Annotated in this window: 20 protein-coding genes and 1 tRNA gene; 9 read left to right on the top strand and 12 right to left on the bottom strand. The window is 59.0% G+C overall.

All coding sequences use genetic code 11. The features are described from left to right. Window positions 1-16: 16 nt before the first annotated feature. From ACR0LI_RS02075 to ACR0LI_RS02060, 4 genes are all read left to right on the top strand, one after another. Entirely contained in the window at window positions 17-2,239 is a 2,223-nt protein-coding gene (locus ACR0LI_RS02075) for a fused MFS/spermidine synthase (protein WP_480717933.1), read from the top strand. A gap of 107 nt (window positions 2,240-2,346) precedes the next feature. After that, window positions 2,347-3,108 (top strand): imidazole glycerol phosphate synthase subunit HisF, encoded by a 762-nt coding sequence (gene hisF, locus ACR0LI_RS02070; protein WP_171630953.1) that lies wholly within the window; start codon window positions 2,347-2,349, stop codon window positions 3,106-3,108. Continuing rightward, window positions 3,105-3,422: a phosphoribosyl-ATP diphosphatase gene (locus ACR0LI_RS02065; protein WP_171630951.1), complete on the top strand. Its 318-nt coding sequence runs from the start codon at window positions 3,105-3,107 to the stop codon at window positions 3,420-3,422. Before hisF ends, ACR0LI_RS02065 begins: the two co-directional genes overlap by 4 nt. Window positions 3,423-3,491: 69 nt before the next feature. Further along, on the top strand, window positions 3,492-4,064 hold the full coding sequence (locus ACR0LI_RS02060) for a hypothetical protein (protein WP_171114881.1): 573 nt from the start codon (window positions 3,492-3,494) through the stop codon (window positions 4,062-4,064). Here ACR0LI_RS02060 and ACR0LI_RS02055 read toward each other — a convergent pair. The 4 genes from ACR0LI_RS02055 to rlmB form a co-directional block, all read right to left on the bottom strand. Further along, complete coding sequence (locus tag ACR0LI_RS02055; RefSeq protein WP_171630948.1) at window positions 4,061-4,531, bottom strand: CoA-binding protein; 471 nt, start codon at window positions 4,529-4,531, stop codon at window positions 4,061-4,063. The genes ACR0LI_RS02060 and ACR0LI_RS02055 overlap by 4 nt on opposite strands. A 196-nt stretch (window positions 4,532-4,727) precedes the next feature. Further along, the gene (locus tag ACR0LI_RS02050) at window positions 4,728-5,186 is read right to left on the bottom strand and encodes a YHS domain-containing (seleno)protein (RefSeq protein WP_171630946.1); all 459 of its coding nucleotides are present in this window, start codon (window positions 5,184-5,186) and stop codon (window positions 4,728-4,730) included. Between the two features lie 97 nt (window positions 5,187-5,283). Next, window positions 5,284-5,565: a hypothetical protein gene (locus ACR0LI_RS02045; RefSeq protein ID WP_480718338.1), complete on the bottom strand. Its 282-nt coding sequence runs from the start codon at window positions 5,563-5,565 to the stop codon at window positions 5,284-5,286. A gap of 18 nt (window positions 5,566-5,583) precedes the next feature. Continuing rightward, entirely contained in the window at window positions 5,584-6,354 is a 771-nt protein-coding gene (gene rlmB / locus ACR0LI_RS02040) for a 23S rRNA (guanosine(2251)-2'-O)-methyltransferase RlmB (RefSeq protein ID WP_480717932.1), read from the bottom strand. A gap of 116 nt (window positions 6,355-6,470) precedes the next feature. Here rlmB and ACR0LI_RS02035 point away from each other — a divergent pair. Beyond that, window positions 6,471-6,554: transfer RNA gene (locus ACR0LI_RS02035), tRNA-Tyr, on the top strand. 151 nt (window positions 6,555-6,705) lie between these two features. Then, window positions 6,706-7,380 carry a hypothetical protein gene (locus ACR0LI_RS02030; protein WP_480717931.1) on the top strand — a complete coding sequence of 225 codons (675 nt, stop codon included), beginning with the start codon at window positions 6,706-6,708 and terminating at the stop codon, window positions 7,378-7,380. 78 nt (window positions 7,381-7,458) lie between these two features. Here ACR0LI_RS02030 and ACR0LI_RS02025 read toward each other — a convergent pair whose 3' ends face one another. The 5 genes from ACR0LI_RS02025 to ACR0LI_RS02005 all read right to left on the bottom strand — a co-directional run bounded on the left by ACR0LI_RS02025 (window position 7,459) and on the right by ACR0LI_RS02005 (window position 12,891). After that, window positions 7,459-7,980 (bottom strand): DUF2478 domain-containing protein, encoded by a 522-nt coding sequence (locus ACR0LI_RS02025; protein WP_480717930.1) that lies wholly within the window; start codon window positions 7,978-7,980, stop codon window positions 7,459-7,461. Window positions 7,981-8,050: 70 nt separating this feature from the next. Next, window positions 8,051-8,716, bottom strand: coding sequence for an NnrU family protein (locus ACR0LI_RS02020; protein ID WP_480717929.1), 666 nt, complete (start codon window positions 8,714-8,716; stop codon window positions 8,051-8,053). A 102-nt stretch (window positions 8,717-8,818) separates the two neighbouring features. Beyond that, window positions 8,819-10,885: an ABC transporter permease gene (locus tag ACR0LI_RS02015; RefSeq protein ID WP_209832492.1), complete on the bottom strand. Its 2,067-nt coding sequence runs from the start codon at window positions 10,883-10,885 to the stop codon at window positions 8,819-8,821. Beyond that, window positions 10,882-11,931: a quaternary amine ABC transporter ATP-binding protein gene (locus tag ACR0LI_RS02010; protein ID WP_171630931.1), complete on the bottom strand. Its 1,050-nt coding sequence runs from the start codon at window positions 11,929-11,931 to the stop codon at window positions 10,882-10,884. The genes ACR0LI_RS02015 and ACR0LI_RS02010 overlap by 4 nt, the downstream gene beginning before the upstream one ends. Before the next feature lie 9 nt (window positions 11,932-11,940). Beyond that, window positions 11,941-12,891, bottom strand: a complete 951-nt coding sequence (locus tag ACR0LI_RS02005; RefSeq protein WP_171630927.1) for an ABC transporter substrate-binding protein — start codon at window positions 12,889-12,891, stop codon at window positions 11,941-11,943. Window positions 12,892-13,309: 418 nt separating this feature from the next. Between ACR0LI_RS02005 and ACR0LI_RS02000 the strand changes: the two genes are divergently transcribed. Both ACR0LI_RS02000 and ACR0LI_RS01995 read left to right on the top strand, forming a co-directional pair. Continuing rightward, the gene (locus tag ACR0LI_RS02000) at window positions 13,310-13,972 is read left to right on the top strand and encodes a DNA-3-methyladenine glycosylase I (RefSeq protein WP_209832490.1); all 663 of its coding nucleotides are present in this window, start codon (window positions 13,310-13,312) and stop codon (window positions 13,970-13,972) included. Between the two features lie 42 nt (window positions 13,973-14,014). Next, window positions 14,015-14,707: a hypothetical protein gene (locus ACR0LI_RS01995; protein WP_209832488.1), complete on the top strand. Its 693-nt coding sequence runs from the start codon at window positions 14,015-14,017 to the stop codon at window positions 14,705-14,707. On the opposite strand, the gene ACR0LI_RS01990 is transcribed toward ACR0LI_RS01995, so the two are convergent. Next, window positions 14,704-15,111, bottom strand: coding sequence for a c-type cytochrome (locus tag ACR0LI_RS01990; protein ID WP_209832486.1), 408 nt, complete (start codon window positions 15,109-15,111; stop codon window positions 14,704-14,706). The genes ACR0LI_RS01995 and ACR0LI_RS01990 overlap by 4 nt on opposite strands. A 97-nt stretch (window positions 15,112-15,208) precedes the next feature. Here ACR0LI_RS01990 and ACR0LI_RS01985 point away from each other — a divergent pair, with 97 nt between their 5' ends. Further along, window positions 15,209-15,646 (top strand): DMT family transporter, encoded by a 438-nt coding sequence (locus ACR0LI_RS01985; protein WP_171630917.1) that lies wholly within the window; start codon window positions 15,209-15,211, stop codon window positions 15,644-15,646. Here ACR0LI_RS01985 and ACR0LI_RS01980 read toward each other — a convergent pair. Together ACR0LI_RS01980 and ACR0LI_RS01975 are read right to left on the bottom strand one after the other, a co-directional pair. Beyond that, the gene (locus ACR0LI_RS01980) at window positions 15,630-16,316 is read right to left on the bottom strand and encodes an ABC transporter ATP-binding protein (protein WP_480717928.1); all 687 of its coding nucleotides are present in this window, start codon (window positions 16,314-16,316) and stop codon (window positions 15,630-15,632) included. The genes ACR0LI_RS01985 and ACR0LI_RS01980 overlap by 17 nt on opposite strands. Next, window positions 16,309-17,604: a lipoprotein-releasing ABC transporter permease subunit gene (locus tag ACR0LI_RS01975; RefSeq protein ID WP_171722891.1), complete on the bottom strand. Its 1,296-nt coding sequence runs from the start codon at window positions 17,602-17,604 to the stop codon at window positions 16,309-16,311. Before ACR0LI_RS01975 ends, ACR0LI_RS01980 begins: the two co-directional genes overlap by 8 nt. Window positions 17,605-17,619 lie beyond the last annotated feature (15 nt).

Here is a 17,619-nt window from a genome sequence, read left to right as displayed (position 1 = left end):
AACCCGGGTGGCAAACGTGAGTGTTTCCAACCTAGACGTTCCCAAAACGTCCAGATTCGGATCGGCAACCATTGCGATCTTCTGTGCGGCGATTTTCACGAGCGCCAGTCTTCTGTTCTTTGTCCAGCCGCTTTTTGCCAAACTGGTTCTTCCAAAAATCGGCGGCGCCCCGGCGGTCTGGACGACGGCTATGCTGTTTTTCCAAGTGGTGCTGATATTCGGGTATGTTTACGCGCACCTGTTGACCAAGTTTCTGCCCTTGCGCTGGCAGATCATCGCCCATTTTGCCTTTTGGGTGGCGGCGCTGACTTTCCTGCCGCTGTCCACCAGCGAAAGCTGGAGCTATGACGCCGCGACCTCGACCGCGCTGCAAACGCTTGGCCTGTTCGCCGTAGGTGTGGGTGTACCTTTTGCGGTATTGTCGGCAAATGCGCCCCTGTTGCAGGCCTGGTACGCCAGGTCGGGCGGGCCTTCGGCGGATGATCCGTATTTCCTCTACAGCGCCAGCAATGTCGGATCCTTGCTGGCGTTGTTGGCCTTCCCCCTGGTTGCGGATCCATTTTTTGGCGCAGCCGAGATCAGCCGTGCCTGGCTGGTCGGCTTCGTGCTGTTCGGCGCGCTTTTGCTTGGCAGTGGCATGATCGCCTTGCGGGGATCACGGCACACGAAGCCGTCGGTTCAAACGGCGCTCAAGGCCAGTTTCCCGACCCTGCGGCAGATCGCTGTCTGGGTGTTCGTCGCCTTCATCCCCTCTTCCTTGATGCTGTCCTTCACAACGCGGGTTAGCACGGATCTGGGTGCTCTCCCGTTGATCTGGGTTGTTCCGCTGGCGGTCTATATCCTGTCCTTCATCATCGCGTTTGCCAAATGGAAACACCTGACGCTTGATGCCTTGAACCTGCCCATGCTGGCGGCGCTGGCGGCGGGTGTCTTACTGGTGTCCAAGGTGGTCAGCGAGCATGACGCGCCGGTGGTTATTCTGCTCTATGTCCCGGTGTTGTTCATCATCGCCCTTTTTGCGCACCGCCTGCTGTACGACATGCGCCCATCCGCCGAGCAATTGACCGTGTTCTACATCGCCCTTTCCATGGGCGGAGCAATTGGCGGGCTGTTCAACTCGATCGTTGCGCCAATTGCCTTCACACGTGAGTTGGAGGCGCCAATCACCATGATTCTGGCCGGAGGCTTGTTTCTTGTCCGCGCCCCGGGATTTGCCCTTCGCCATGTCATCATGGGCATCGCGGCAAGTGTTTTCATCCTCGTCATCGCAGGTGCGACACGCGGCGTCGCGGCGCTGAGCGCGGATATCCCGCGAGCAGGCGCGCTGTTCGTGCTGATATTCGCAGTGCTGTACCTGTTCCGGGCGCAGGCCATGCGTATCCCTGTGGTTCTTACCGTCGTTCTGCTTCCCGCATTTGCGGTAAAGAACAATCCGGTGTTCGAAGATCGCAGCTTTTTCGGCGTGCATTCCGTGTATTCAAGCAAGGGCTACCGTCTTTACAAGAACGGCACCACGGTGCATGGCTGGCAACGCGAATCCGAATATGGCACTCGACCCACACCGCTGTCCTATTATCACCCCGAAGGACCGATGGCGCAGGTCATCACGTCGGACTTCGGCAAGCAATCCAACAGCATCGGAATTGTCGGTCTTGGAACAGGTGCACTGGCCTGCTATCGGCAGCCTGCTCAAAACTGGGACTTCTTCGAGATCGACGCGACCGTTGACCAGATCGCACGCGACCCTTCGCTGTTCACCTATCTGTCGGAATGCACGCCCGATTCCGAGACCCATCTGAGTGACGCCCGGATCGTTCTGAAGCAGAAGCCTTTTGCCTTCGATATCCTGGTTTTGGATGCGTACAGCTCGGACGCGATTCCGCTTCACCTGATCACACGCGAGGCGGTAGAGATGTACACCAGCCGTCTGGCCGATGATGGGGTTTTGGTGTTCCACATCACAAACCGGTTCTACGATCTGGTCCAGCCTTTGGCCCGAATTGCCGACAGCCTGAACCTGACCGCTGCGCATCAGCAGCTGGCCGTGGGTAAAGAGCAGGTTGAAACCGGAGCCGCCACCAGCAGCGTTGTGATCCTGAGCCCCGACAAATCCCGAATTGAGAGTTTTGCGCAGGATGGAAACTGGCAAATCGTCGAAACCGACGGAGCGCTGCCATGGACCGATGGTAAGGCAAACCTGCTTTCGGCACTGAAACTGCTGAAGAACCGGGATCACTAAGCCCCCCGCTCCGCCCATGGCCCGTGCTACCAGGGCCATGGGCGGCAAAACGTCTGTGGCATCGGCGGCGCTTTGTCGGTAAAGGTCCGGCAACGAAGGACGATCAGATGCTGAAGACCCGGATCATTCCCTGCCTTGATGTTGCCGATGGCCGCGTGGTCAAAGGCGTGAATTTCGTCGGTCTGCGCGATGCGGGCGATCCCGTGGAATCGGCCAAGGCGTATGACGCCGCAGGCGCGGACGAAATCTGTTTTCTTGATATCCACGCAACCCACGAAAACCGCGGCACCATGTTCGATGTGGTACAGCGCACCGCCGAGCAGTGCTTTGTACCTCTGACAGTCGGCGGCGGAGTTCGCACCAAGGATGATGTCCGCGCCCTGTTGCTGGCGGGGGCAGACAAGGTCAGCTTCAACTCGGCAGCCGTCGCCAATCCCGACGTGATCGCGGAATCAGCAGATCAATTCGGCAGCCAGTGCATCGTCTGCGCCATCGACGCCAAGACGGTCAGCCCCGGAAAGTGGGAGATTTTCACGCATGGCGGCCGCAAGCCAACGGGCATTGATGCGGTCGAGTTCGCAAAAACTGTTGTCGCCAAAGGCGCCGGGGAAATTCTGCTGACCTCGATGGACCGCGACGGCACCAAGGCTGGCTTCAACCTGCCCCTGACCCGCGCGATTTCCGATTCCGTGGATGTGCCCGTGATCGCAAGCGGCGGTGTCGGTAAACTGGACCATCTGGTCGAAGGCGTCACCCAAGGTGGCGCAAGTGCGGTGCTTGCAGCCTCGATCTTCCATTTCGGAGAATACACGATCCGCGAAGCCAAAGAGCATATGGCCGCCGCAGGCATTCCGATGAGGCTGACATGAGCATTCTGCACGACCTTGCTGCCACGATTAAGGCGCGTAAAGGGGCTGATCCCGATTCAAGCTGGACAGCCAAGCTGCTTGCAAAGGGTCCCGAGAAATGCGCCGAGAAATTTGGTGAAGAAGCCATCGAAGCCATCATCGAAGCCACAAAGGGCGATCAGGCCAAGCTGACCGCCGAAGCCGCAGACGTGCTGTATCACCTGCTGGTCATGCTGGCCGCCCGGGACGTGGCGCTGGAGGATGTTCTGGCCGAACTTGCGCGCCGTCAGGGCATCAGCGGCATTGCCGAAAAAGCCGCCCGCCCCAAAGGGTAACGGCCGGGTTCCGCGCCGCCGCAACGCCCGTTATACTCGGGCGTCAGAATGACAGGCCGAGGGCGCGACATGATCCGAATTTTGATGCTTGTGGCAACGCTTGCCATCGTTGCGGCATGTGCGGCGCCTCCCCCTTCGACCGGGGATGAGGTGCAACGCCTGACAGCCGAGATTCAGCGTCTTGGCCCGGATATCGATCCGGAAGAAGCCCGCCGGGCGGCGCAAGTCGCCTATTCCTATACCGCGCAGCTGGTGGACGAATACCAGATCACCGACCCGCCGCTGATCCACAATGCGAAGGTCAACAAGGGATTGCGCCCGCGTGGTCTGTGCTGGCATTGGGCCGAGGATATCGAGCGTCGTCTGAAACAGGAAAACTTCCAGACGCTGGAATTGCACCGCGCCATCGCCAACGCCGACAATCCGTTGAGGATCGACCACAGCACCGCGATTATCAGTCGCAAGGGTGAATCGCTGTATGAGGGCGTCGTGCTGGATCCGTGGCGCTATGGCGGGGTTTTGTTCTGGTCACCTCTGGTCGAGGATACCCGATATGATTGGGTCCCTCGGGACGTGGTGCTGGAAAAACGACGACAGGAACAGGTTGCCCGCCTGAAACCCTATCAGCCAGCAACGCCCTAAAGCTTGGACGAGATGATCCCGGTGGAAAACCCACCCATGCGCAGCTCGCCAAACAGGCGCTGATACTCGATCTTCGGACAGCGGTTCATCACGACGTCCACACCGCGGGCCTCGGCCTTGGCTGCCGCTTCAGGGTGTTCAACCCCGATCTGCATCCAGATCGTTCCGAGGGACGGGAACCCCTCCAACGCTTCGTCCACAATGGGCGGCACGGATTCGGACCGTCGGAAGATGTCTACCATGTCCACGGGTTCGGATATCTCCGAAAGGCTGCCGCGTACCGTCTGGCCAAACAAGTCGTTCCCGGCATGGCCCGGATTGACCGGGATCACGTTGAACCCTTTCAACGACAGGTAGCGGGCGACGTAGTAGCTGGGCCGCACCGGGTTCATGGACACCCCGACAACGGCAACGGACTTGGTGCGTTGCAGAATGGTTCTCAGGTGCTGATCGGAATAGTCTGGCATGCCCTATCCTTAGCAGGGTTCCAAAAAGAAAAAAGCGCCCAAGAAACCTTGGGCGCCAGTTGTTGGAACGAGGGACAGTGAAATGACCCGCGGCAGTTCCATTCCGCGGTCACTGTGTCATTTAGGCATATATTTGTTAAAAAAAAGAGGGGCGGCGCATTTTTGTGATGACTCATCACAATTAGCTGATTCCCGCTCATTCGTGATAGAGGATTGCCGGCCAGTTTTCTTCAGCCAACTCAATGTATTCTGCCTGATCCTGCTTCCAGATTTCTTCGATCTCGATCGAGTGTGTCAGGTACAGACGACCATCCACGACTTTCCAGGCCTTGGGGTCCGAGCTCTTCAGAACGCCCATCGCCATTGCATATGAACAATACCCGCCGAACTGCGGCGCGAAAGCACGGGGATTGCTTTCGAACAGCTCGCGGTTCTCCTGCGAGGTGAAATGCCACCGCGCCCCTTTCCACATCACGGAATTCTCGGGCATGCCCATGATCGGCGTAGAACCGTCGAAATAGGACACGGCGTCATACCCGGCCAACGCCACCCCTTCGGTGGCGTAGTAAACGGGCCTTTCCTGCGCATACGTGGCAGGCGCCAGAAAAAAAGCGCACAGCGCGCCAAGTGTGGAACGTCGGGTCAGCATTGCCATGTCAGAATCAGAAATCACTGGGGTATCAAGATGCAATTTTTTGCTGCATGCGGAACCCCTGTTGACGTGGATGTGAACGATCTTCACCCAAAAACGTTCAATCGAAAATGTCTTCGATCACATCCCAGGCTTCATCGAACACGCGCGAGAACATGCTCTTTTTCTTCTTTTTTCGCTTGGCCTTCCGCGGAGGGGCATGAGAAACCTCAGATCGCACTGTTTTGGCAGGCGCGGCCTTCCGCTTGGGCAGCATCTTCAGATCGTGCAAAGGTGCGCCACAACTGGAACAGCTCAGCTCGTGCCGTTCTTTGCCCCTCAGGACCAGCGCAGCCCGGGTCCCGCAATAGCAGCAGGTCGCAATTTTGGATGGACCGGAAATAGCGCTCTCCTTTTTTTGTCAGGGCCGGGATGCATATAAGGCGATTGCCGCCGCATTTGAGACATTCAGCGATCCGAATCCCCCGGCTGCGTCAATTTTCACCAATTGATCCACGGTTTCCTTCGTCTTTTGGCGCAATCCCGGGCCTTCCGCCCCCAGAACAAGTGCGACGGGGCGGTCCCGACCGTCGCTCAGCGCGCCTTCGATCGTTACCTCTGCTTCACCATCCAACCCAAGGACCAGAAATCCCATATTCTGTAGTTCAACAATTGTGTCGGCCAAGTTGCGCATCCGCAGATAGGGTTGACGCTCCAGCGCGCCGCTGGCGGTTTTTGCCAGGGCCCCGGTCTCGGGCGCGGAATGGTGGCGGGTGCCTATGACGGCACTAGCACCCAGAACTTCGGCCGAGCGCAGAATCGCCCCGACATTGTGCGGGTCCGTAACGCGGTCCAGAAGGATAACGCGTGGATTTTCCCGACCGATGCAATTTTCGGCCAGTCCGCCCCAATCCAACGGCTTTACCTCCAACGCGGAACCCTGGTGCACCGAGCCTGCATCGATGGGCGCCGAGAACTTGCGCGGATCGGCCATCTCGGGCTCGATACCAGAGAATTCAATCGCTTCCGCCAGTTTGTCCCGCGCATTGCGCGTTACGATCAGGCGCAATTTCTGCCGATTGGGGTTCATCAAAGCGTCGCGAACTGCATGCAGACCGAACAGCCAAACGGTTTCAGCAGCCGCGGCCTTGCGCGCCTGTTCCTTCTCAACGACCCATTTAGGTTTCTTCATTTTTCAGGCCTCCGGGCCGGGAATTCGGTTTCCTGCGCCAAAGCGAAATTTTCCTGTTGACGCTCCTTTGGTGCGCTAGTAATCACGCCTCCACGTCAGGTGCAACGCCTGACAGTGGGCGACAGGCCGCAAGGTGTGGCAGGGGACTGTAACTCCCTCGCGGAGACGCACGCCTGGTTCGATTCCAGGGTCGCCCACCATCTTTCCCGTAGAATTCAAAGATGGCCAGAACGCATTGCCCACGCGTGCTTATGTGCATGCTTATGCGCAATGACGGCTGCAAAGACTCGTAAAAGTTGCGAAACCGGGCATCGCTCGCTAGTCTGTTCACGTAGTTGCGAGGGATTTGTTATGAGACTGCTTTTGGCGGCGCTTGCCGTTTGTGTCGCGGGCGCAGCGAATGCGCTGACCGTTACGTTCGATATTGATCTTGCGAACGACCAAACTGTTGGCCCCAATATAAATCAAGGCACAAGCCAAGGTTACACATTCAATTACGCGACGGTTTACAACTTCGGAAACTTCATAAACCTTCACGATGACAACGGGGTTCTTTCTACAACAATCAGGCCGGTTGATGGAAAAAGGTTCGCGGCGCATACCGTAGACTTGGTCGGGTGGTCCCTAGCATACACAACTGGATCCGGCCCCGCGCCTACTTTTGGGACTTCAGCTTATTACCAATGGCTGACAGGAGGCCCTGCCGCTTTTCCGACACTGACTTTTTCCGGGTTGAGGAATGGTGCGGTCGTGGCAAGCCAAACCTTCGCACCTATGGCGTTAAGCACAGTTGGCCTCAACGGCGCGTTCTCAGCAATTGATGCGTTGCAGATCACATTTAACAGCCCGGCACCGACCTGGGGCATTTATCCTACCACACCAAACACTGCTTGGTGTAGCCAATGGTGCGGTGAATTTCATGTGGACAATCTTGTTGTCGCACCGGTCCCCCTGCCCGCAAGCGGGCTGCTTTTGTTCGGGGCCGTTCTGGGCCTGTTCGGGTACCGCAAGCTTAAGGCTTCCTAGTTCCACCCAGCATCAAAAATCGGCGCTGATTGTTTGTCAGCGCCGTTTTTTGTTTCTTAACCAAGAGTTTGGAAGGTTCTATTCCGCCGCCGGGCGCAGTTCCGAGACCTTGTTGAACCACGCCTCGATTGCATCCAGATCCGCCGGCAGGGCTTCCGCCTCGCCATCCGCGAAGGTCTGGAATTTCTCTTCGTTCAAACCGTTCACGCCGACCAGAACCGGGATATCCATCGCCAGTGCTTCGCCGATCACGGGGCGGAACCCCCGTCCATCGGATTCATGCTTGCCGAATTTGTTGATGATCAGCAATTGGGGGGCGTCCTCCAGCGAGGCGGTCACATATCCCACCGCCTGTTCCAGCGCTGCCGGGTCCAGACGGCAACCGCGCGACTGGGTGCCCAGAGACTGCGAAATGCGGATGGTTTCACCGTCTGGCAGCACGCGCAAGTCCATATCGCATTTGCTGCTGTCGGCGCATTCCGTGTTTGTTTGCACGACACCGGCCAGTTTTGCTCCGGAGGCCAGCAGGCGGTCCGCAACGGCGCTCAGCAGGCGGTCCGTCGCGCCGCGATCGGTGGTGGTGACATAGGCCAGATGCATCTTGGATCTCTTGTAATTCGTTTGTGACGTTTCAAATAGCACGCATGACACCGCCCGGCCACTCCCTCGTTCACGGAAGCGGGGACAGGCCAATCACGGGAGCGTGCAGGTGAAGCAGAACCGCATAGGCGGCCAGCGCGGCCAGCCACACCCCGGGACGCGGCCAGGGACGCGGTGCGCGCAGTGAGAACCGCGCCGTGTTGCGGGACAAGCGGACCCATTCAAAGCCCATTTCCCGCGACTTGCGCCGGTCGACAAGGGCCATGCCCATGGCTGCAAAACCGGCAAACAGGCCGAACAGAATCACATGTGACAGGCTGCCATTGGCAAGGAGATGTGCCACCGCCCACAGCATCAGCGCGGCAAGGATCGGGTGCCGGGTGGTGCGCAGGATACCGGGCTGTTCTGGGTCAAAGGGCCGATTGCCCAGCCCTCCGAATGAGAACGGGTTCTGAATGATCAGCCCCGCAACAGCCAGCCAGCAGACCACCGGCATGATCAGAATCGGCGCCCAGCGCAAAACCGCAAATGGCGGAATGACCTCGACATAAGGAGCGTTGGCAGCGGCGATGATCAACCACGCCAGGACGGCCAGCGACAGAACCGAATAGGCCGTAAAATACCCCCGGCGTCCGAGTGTATCGATCAGCCGTCCGCGTATGGCGGGTCGCACCGGAATCGCGTGGCTGAGAAGGAATGTGACGAGCGCTGCAAGGAATAGGACCCAACCGGTCATGGTGATCTCCGCGTTATTGGGATCGGTCTAGATCAGGACGGCACTGGTATCCTTGTCCAAAATCAAGTTCGGCGCAGGGGCGGTGCATCGCCCCTGCCCTGTTTACAATCCAAGCGCCGCGCGGCGTTCTTCGGCAAACCCCTGCACGATGCGGTCGGCAATCAGCGCCAGAATCGCCATCGCGGCCCCGGCCGAAATGCCAAGCCCCACATCTGCCTGACCTAGCGCCAGATAGATCGACTGCCCCAGACCCGTGGTGCCAATAAGGGCGGCGATCACCAGCATCGCAAAGGCGTAGAGGATGGTCTGGTTCAACCCCAGCAGGATCGTGGGCGCGGCATAGGGCGCGCGCACGTCGCGCATGATCTGCCACTCGGTCGCACCGCTTGAGATCGCGGCCTCCATCATCTCGTCCGGCGTGTTGACCAACCCGTGCCGCGTGTAGCGGATCATGGGCACGATCGCATAGGCGCAGATTGCCAGAAAGGCCGAGAACTCGCCGATCTGGAACACCATGAGAACCGGGATCAGGAACACGAACAGAGGGATTGTCTGCAACATGTCGCAGATCGGACGGACCACTTTCCACACCGGTTCCCAGACCGCGCTGGCAAGGCCGATCAGGCCGCCGACCACGGCACAGGAAAACACCGCCGCACCGCTGAGGTAAAGCGACAAGAGCGCTCTCTCCCACAGGCCCGAAACGAGGATAGTGCAAAGCAGCCCCACGCACAGCGCCGCCAGACGCCAGCCCCCCGCGACCCAGCCCAGAGCAGCGGCGCCGGTCAGGACAAAGGGCCACGGCAGGTTGGCAATGCCGGTTTCCAGCATTCCAATCAGAATCATGACGATCAGACCACCCGTCAGCCGCCCACGCCATGCCATCAACAGCGCGATCCCGGCACCTGCGGCAAACAGGCCAAAGCTCATGCCCGGCGTCCACTGGAAGCCCCAGGTGAAGGGCAGCACCGCCTGATCCAGACCGATCCGCAAAGGCAGCAGCACATAGAAAAGTGAGTTGTTCTTGAGCGCATCCAACCATGGGCCATTGGCCTGAGTGAACGCGGTCAGGCCGCTGTCCACGGCCTCGGCCATCGGATCCAGCAAGGTCAGTTCGGATGGGTTCGGCAACCACGCCCAGAAGGCGGCCGTGAAGACCACGGCGAAACCCAACATCGCCCAGACAACCCGGCTGTCATAACGTTTGCGCTCGGTCGCCAAGGTGCCGCTCATGCGATCTATGACGACGGCAAAGACCACGATGACCAGACCCGCCATCAGAGACTCCCCGAACTGCGCCTTGCGCATGGTCAGCAGAACCTCCCAGCCGATATCGTTGAACCCACCGATGACGGCGGCAATGATGACCATGGACAAGGCCGCCATCAGACACTGGTTCACACCGACCATGATCTGCGTCGTGGCGGCGGGAATTTCGACCTGAAACAGTTGCTGAAAACGCGTGCCACCGGACATGATGGCGGCCTCTTTGATCTCGGGCTCCACCCGTTCCAGCCCCAGCATCACGTTGCGCGCCATGGGCGGCGCAGCATAGATGGCCGAGGCGATCAGACCGACAACCGGGCCAAAGCCAAAGAGCAGCAACAGTGGTGTCAGATATGCGAAGGTCGGCACCGTCTGCATGACATCCAGAACCGCCTGAACGAAGGATTTCACCCGCGGTACCTCGTTGGCGAGGATGCCGATGCCACCACCCAGTATCAACGCCACCGGAACGGATACTGCGACCAAGGCCAGAGTGTTCATGCTCTCAGCCCAGTAACCCGACGCCAGAACAAAGCTGAGGCCCAGAAAGCCCAGCGCGGCCATGGGCAAACCGCCCAGATACCAGCCCAGCGCGGTCACGATCCCGATCAGAATGGGCCATGGTGTGTTGCCAAGAACGAAATTCGCCCAGTTCATCGGATAGGTCATCAAATCCGAGAACAACCGCATCGCCGGTTTGATCAGGTTCAGAAACCAGTCCAGAAACGTGCCCACCCATTGGGTTGCAGGCAGTTCCCACGCGGCGGGCCATTTAACCAGCCATGGGGCGATGCCCTCGAGTGCAAGGCAAACCGCACCGACGACAACCGTGATCAGGGCGGCCTTGGCGCCTGCCGTCAGCCGCGCGCCGTGCTGCGTCGGAACCTCAGTTACGGCAGTCATGTTTCGTCCACCTGAAGCGCGGCAGCCAGATCGGAAGGGTGCACCGTGCCAACGACATTGCCATCGGCATCCCGCACCGGCACGGGTTCATAAAGTTCCATGCAATGGGCCAGGGCCGCGTCCAGTGTCATCGATGTGGTCAGGCCGGGATCGTCCGGGCCGCACTCTGCCTCGTTTCGCATGACCGAGGCGACCTTGGCATGCTGCCCCTTGGCGACGTCCTTCGAGAATTCGCGCACATAGTCATCGACGGGTCGCAGGACGATATCCGTGGGCGTGCCGATCTGCACGATCTTGCCGTCCCGCATGATGGCGATGCGGTCAGCCAGCTTAAGCGCTTCCTGAATATCGTGGGTGATGAAGACGATCGACTTCTTCAACGTCGCTTGAATGCGCAGGAATTCATCCTGCAACTGGCGACGGATCAGTGGATCAAGCGCCGAGAACGGTTCGTCCAGAAACCAGATGTCAGGGTTTACGGCAAGACTGCGGGCGATACCCACCCGCTGCCGCTGCCCGCCGGAAAGTTGTCGCGGGAAGCTGTCTTCGCGCCCTTCCAGACCGACCAGCGAAATCACTTCCTGCGCGCGGTCCAGCCGTTCCTTTTTGCCCACGCCCTGAACGCGCAGAGGATATGCGACGTTTTCAGCAACGGTCATGTGGGGGAACAGGCCGAAATGCTGGAACACCATGCCCAGTTTTTTCCGGCGCAGCTCGGTCAGGGCCTTTTTTGAGGCGCCTATGACATTCTCGCCATCCACCCGAATTTCACCACCGGTGCCCGGCAGCAGTTGCGAGATACAGCGGATCAGCGTGGATTTGCCCGAGCCCGACAGGCCCATGATGACGAAAAGTTCACCTTCCTGAACTTCGAAATTGGCATCCTGAACGGCGGGGATCAGCCCCTGTTCGCGAAGGGCGACGGCAGCCTTGTCGGCGTCATTCCCTGACCGAGACAGCGCGTCGGTCAGGGCTTTGTCAGCGCCCGGGCCAAACACCTGCCAGAGATTCCGGCAGGCGATGGCTGGCACAGTCGTGTCAGTCACCTAAGTGGCTCACTTGGTCGCCGCGTCGACAACAGGACGCCATTTGTCTTCGTTCTCGGCCATCCATGCGGCGACAACTTCTTCGACCTGACCGCCGTCGACATCGATCGCGCCCATCATCGGCTGCTGGTCTTCGACCGCCAGTTGATAGTTGGACAGGATCTCATAGGCGGCCGGCCACTTTTCTTCCAGGCCGCTCCAGCCGGCTTTGAAGATGCGCGATGGCGAAAAGTCGCAATCGTTTACCGCGTTCGGGTTCGGACCCCACGCCGGATCGTTAAAACATGCCTCTTCACCTGCGGGCAGTTCAACGAACTGCACGTCATAGGCAGACATCGCCCAGTGCGGCTGCCAGAATGTGATCAGCAGCGGCGATTTACGCTCGGTCGATGCGCGAAGTTCAGCGATCAGGGCACCTTCGGAACCGGCGGGGACAGCCTTGAACGGCAGCTCAAGGCCAGTCATGCGATCCGCACCAGGCGTGCCCCAGTCGGCCGGATAGTCGACCAGACGGCCACCGGGCAGAGTTTCCGCCGTGGCGAACACCTGCGCGCAGTCTTTCAGCGCTTCCCACGCAGGCAAGCCGGGGCACAGATCAGCGACATGCGCCGGGTATGCGATACCTTCCTTGGCATCCAGGCCAAGATCGCCGATTTCGACAACCGTGCCTTCCTCGATCTTCTTTGCATATTCATCCGAAACATTGGACGACCAGATTTCAAGCGTCGCGTCGATGTCTCCATCGGCCAGCGCCTGAAACTGGTTCATCATGCCGGCGGTCACATATTCCACGTTATAACCGGCGGCCTTGAGCATTTCACCCGCCACATGCGTGGTCACGTGCTGACCGGTCCATTCGTTGATCGCCAGTTTGATCGGCTCGTCCACGGCCCCCATATCCGCCGCATGCGCCGCACCGGCAACGGTCAGGGCCATAAGGCTTACACTCAGTTTTTTCATGGATTTTCTCCCTGTCTTATTTGTTTTGCCCACCCCGGCAGGGGTTTCCCGCCGGTGTCTTTGTCTGATGACAATACCATGCCGCAACATGCACAAATTTGGTCGGAAAAGGAAAGTGATCAGTTTGTAACAGCGCGGCTTTCTTGCCGCTGAAGCGTTGATTTTTTCCCGCAGGCGCCGCAAGGACCCCAGCCCAACCCGCCATTATCCCCCGCCCCGGGGCACGGAATGTTGACTGACGAGTCAATCACAAACCGTTTTAAACCCGTTTGTCGAGCATTTCTTTGACAGTTCAGTGTTTTTCTTGTTCGGGCCGAGTTTCATTTCCGGTCAAGTGGCTTTCGAACACCGAAAATTCCCATTGCAAAAGGAAGGCAAAACAAAACACTCTTCCTAAGACAGCTTTGAGGTTGGGTTCATGCGTTCATTTGACGAGATCTTTGATATTGCCGCCTCTCGCCACGGTGGGATCGAAGCCTTTGAAGCACAGCTGAACAAGCCCAAAAGCCACGAAGAACTGGCGGCGATGCCCGACGACCGGTGGCTATCGATCATCACGAAATGCGTCTTTCAGGCCGGTTTCAACTGGAAGGTCATCGAAAACAAATGGGATGGATTCGAGGCCGCCTTTGACGGCTTCGATGTGGGCCGGTGTGCGTTCATGGATGATGAAAAGTTCGATTCCCTGCTGCAAGACACACGCATTGTCCGCAATGGAACCAAGATCGCAGCAGTGCGGGACAACGCGGCGTTCCTTTTGGAACTGCGCAACGAAGGCGGCGCGGGCCAGGTTCTGGGGGGCTGGCCCTCTGATGACTATGTCAACCTTCTAGCCATGCTGGCCAAACGCGGGTCTCGTCTTGGCGGGGCTTCGGCGCAATATGCAATGCGTTTTGCGGGCCGCGACAGTTTCATTCTATCGCAGGACGTCACCGCCCGTCTGATCGCCGAGGGCGTGATCGACAAACCCGCTACGTCGAAAAAAGCCATGGCGGCGGTACAACGGGCCTTCAATTCCTGGATGGATCAATCCGGGCGGTCTTTGACGGAAATCAGCCGGGTTCTGGCCATGAGCCTGTGAAAACCGTTTGCGGATCGCAAGCAGAGGACTAGGATTCACCTCATGGTTCTGCGCGTATTCCTGTGTGCTCTTTTTTTGCTGTCCTCTTGCGGCCGTCCGTTGACAAAGCAAGAGCGCGACTTTGCGGATGCCATTCAGGGCGAGACCCTGAATCTGGACAGCGTGCGATTGGTACAAGGCGCGCCGGTTACCAATGTGACGTATTTCCGCGAAGAGCGGCCACGTCTGGCCTGCCGCGAGCGCATCCTTCCTCCGGTAGAACCCGGGCCGGTGACCGGCAGGCCCGCAGCCGTGGCCCTGTTCAACAAGGTCTATTTTGCGCGCGACTGGTATCTGGAAGACTACATGTCCGATTTTCCGGATCAGATGAACCTGGTGGCCGCGATGCTGCTGGCCCATGAACTGACGCATGTCTGGCAGTGGCAGAATCGCCGGACCACCGGTTACCACCCGTTGCGAGCAGCGGCGGAACATGGTGGGCGCAGCGACCCGTATCTTTTTGACCTCGAAACCTCGCCGGACTTCCTGTCCTACGGGTTTGAACAGCAGGGCGCCATCGTTGAGGAATACGTTTGCTGCCGTGCGCTGGACCCTCAGGCCACCCGAACCAAACGGCTGCACAGGATGCTGAGTGCGCATTTTGATCTGTCCCCGCTTCCGCAAAAAGGGCGTGAGCGCGCGATCTTGCTTCCCTGGAGCGAGGCCGAGATCGACGGGATTTGCAGCGGAACCTAATTCTTCTGAAGTGTTTCCAGATAGGCCACCAGATCCACGATGGGCTGGCTCGTCAGAATTGGCTGACCCTGCGGCGTTTTCATGGATGTGTCCTGCCCGTCAAAATAAGGACCATAAACCGGCATAGGGCTACCATGGCTGACCAGCGGATCCCGACCATCAATGCGGGCGACAACGCCCGCAGTCGGGAACACGCCCTCTTCGTTGGACAAAGCGGTCAGATCACTTGGTTGAACCACCAGCACGGCTGCCATCGGACCCTGACCCATCGCATCGATTCCGTGGCAGGTCGCGCAATGGTGCACATAGAGTTCCTCTCCGGTCTTCGCGTCCTGAGCCCAGGCGGCCTGCGAGGCAGCAGCCGAAACCCCAAGAACCATTACACTGATTGTTGCCTTGAACATCGTATCCTCCTGCCTGGATTGGCATTTGCAGGGTTGCCCGATGACCGTCTTGGCGCAATGATCCAGATCAACGAAAAAGGTACAGAGGTTTCGGGCAATGACACAATACGCCGCCATCATGCTGGCCGCCGGATTTGGAATTCCGATCCTGGCCGCGCTCAACGCGGCGCTGGGAAAAGTCATCGGGTCGCCAACTGCGGCAGCTGTTGTGCTGTTTGCCATTGCCTTCGCCGCCTCCGCCTTGGTCATGGCGCTGTTTCCCGGATTTGCGGCCTTGTCCAAGGTTGCCAATGCGCCGAAACACCTGTTGCTTGCAGGTGTCCTGATTGCTTTCTATGTCCTGTCGATCACCCATGTCGCACCACATTTCGGGGTGGGCAATGCAGTGTTCTTTGTGCTGCTCGGGCAATTGATCAGCGCTGCGGCCATCGACCATTTCGGCCTGTTCGGCGCACAGGTCGAACCGCTTACGCTTATGCGGATGGGCGGGATCGCCGTCATGGCCATTGGCGTTGCGATCACTCAACTGGCCTGAGCACTCCGCCCTCAAGCCGGACCATCCGGTCCATGCGCGCCGCCAGGTCAAGATTGTGCGTTGCTATCAACGCCGACAACCCTTCGTCCCGCACCAGCTTCATCAGTGTATCAAAGACCTGATCCGAGGTTTCGGGGTCCAGATTGCCCGTCGGTTCATCCGCCAACAAAACACGGGGCGCATTCGCCAAGGCCCGGCAAAACGCCACCCGCTGCTGCTCCCCACCAGAGAGTGCGGCGGGGCGATGGCTGGCGCGTGCGGCCACGCCGACACGGTCCAGCAGATCCAGCGCTCGGGCCTGTGCGGCCTTGTCCGGTACACCATTGGCCAGTTGCGGCAGGGTGATGTTTTCCAAGGCCGTGAATTCCGGCAGCAAGTGGTGGAATTGATACACGAACCCGATATCCTGCCGACGCAGTGCGGTTCTGGTCCGGTCGCCCTTGCCCGATACGTTCTGCCCGCCGATTTCAACGGTTCCTTCGTCGGGCATGTCCAGCAGACCAGCAATATGCAGAAGCGTTGATTTACCTGCCCCAGAGGGCGCAACCATCGCTACGGCCTCACCCGCGCGCAGATCCAGATCAACTCCGCGCAGAACCCGCACCTCGCCCGGTTTGCCTTTCAGATAGGTCTTGGTCAGACCTTTCAGACGCAATGTGACATCATTCATAGCGCAACGCCTCGACCGGGTTCAGCCGCGCCGCTCGACGGGCAGGGAAATAGGTGACGACAAAGGACAGGCCAAGCGACAGGCCGATCGCCTTGAGCACGTCGCTCAGATGCAGCTCGGCGGGCAAGGCATAGATGCCCCGGATCGACGGATCCCAGACGCCGCCGCCCATCACGTAATTCACGAAGGAAAAGATCGGATCGATGTAGATCGCAAAAAGGCATCCCAGGATGACCCCCATTGCCGTTCCGATCAGGCCGGTAAAAGCGCCGCAGATGAAAAAAACACGCAGAACCGACCCTTCGCTCAGGCCAATGGTACGCAGGATGCCGATGTCGCGCCCCTTATTTTTGACCAGCATGATAAGGCCCGAAACGATATTCATCGCAGCGATCAGAACGAGGATCGAAAGGATGATGAACATCACGTTGTCTTCAACTTCCAATGCCCGCAGGAACCCACCGGATGCATCCTGCCAGGTCCAGATCTGGCTGCGCTCGCCCGATGCTTCGAGAATCGAAATCAGGATCGGGCCCAGGTCTTCGGGGTTGTCCACCATCACTTCGATTTCATCGGCCACACCTTCGCGATTGAAAAAGCCCTGCGCCTGCGAAAACGGCATGTAGACGCGGGTGCGGTCGATGTCATAGCGCCCGGCCGAGAACACATAGACAACGCGATAGGCATTCACGCGGGGCGACGTACCAAAGGCGGTTTTGACGCCGTTGGGCGACGTCAACTTGACGACATCCCCGACCGTTGCCCCGATGCTGCGCGCCACGCCTGAACCAATTGCGATGACATCCTCACCCGCCTGGAATTCAGACAAGTCCCCCACAGCCTGCTCTGCCTGGGCAATTCCGGGCAGATCACGCAGATCGTCGGGTCGGATTCCAAACACCTCGACCCCGCTGCTGCGGTCGCGGTTGGTGATCAGTACCTGCCCCTTTACCAAGGGAGCCGCGCGTTGAACACCGGGCACTTGCGCGACCCGGGCCGCGCGTTCCTCAAAGTCGGCGATTGTGCGATCCACCCGCCCCTGCGCATCAATCTCGCCTGACGAATAGACCGTCACATGCGCGTTGGCGCCCAGAATGGTGCCAACAAATTCCGAACGGAAGCCGGACCGGACCGCCAATGTCGCGATCAGGGCAAACACTGCCAATGTGATCCCGATCAGAGAAATCCAGGTCATCACACTGACGCCGCCCTCGGCCCTGCGGGCCCGCAGATAACGCCATGCGATTTTCCATTCAAAAGGGGCAAAGGGCGGGGGTGTCTTGGCCATGCCTGCTCCGGGGTG

This window comes from Ruegeria sp. CL7 (genome assembly GCF_056536445.1).
The sequence above is the reverse complement of the archived record's forward strand: the minus strand, read 5'-3'. Positions and strand labels throughout refer to the sequence as shown.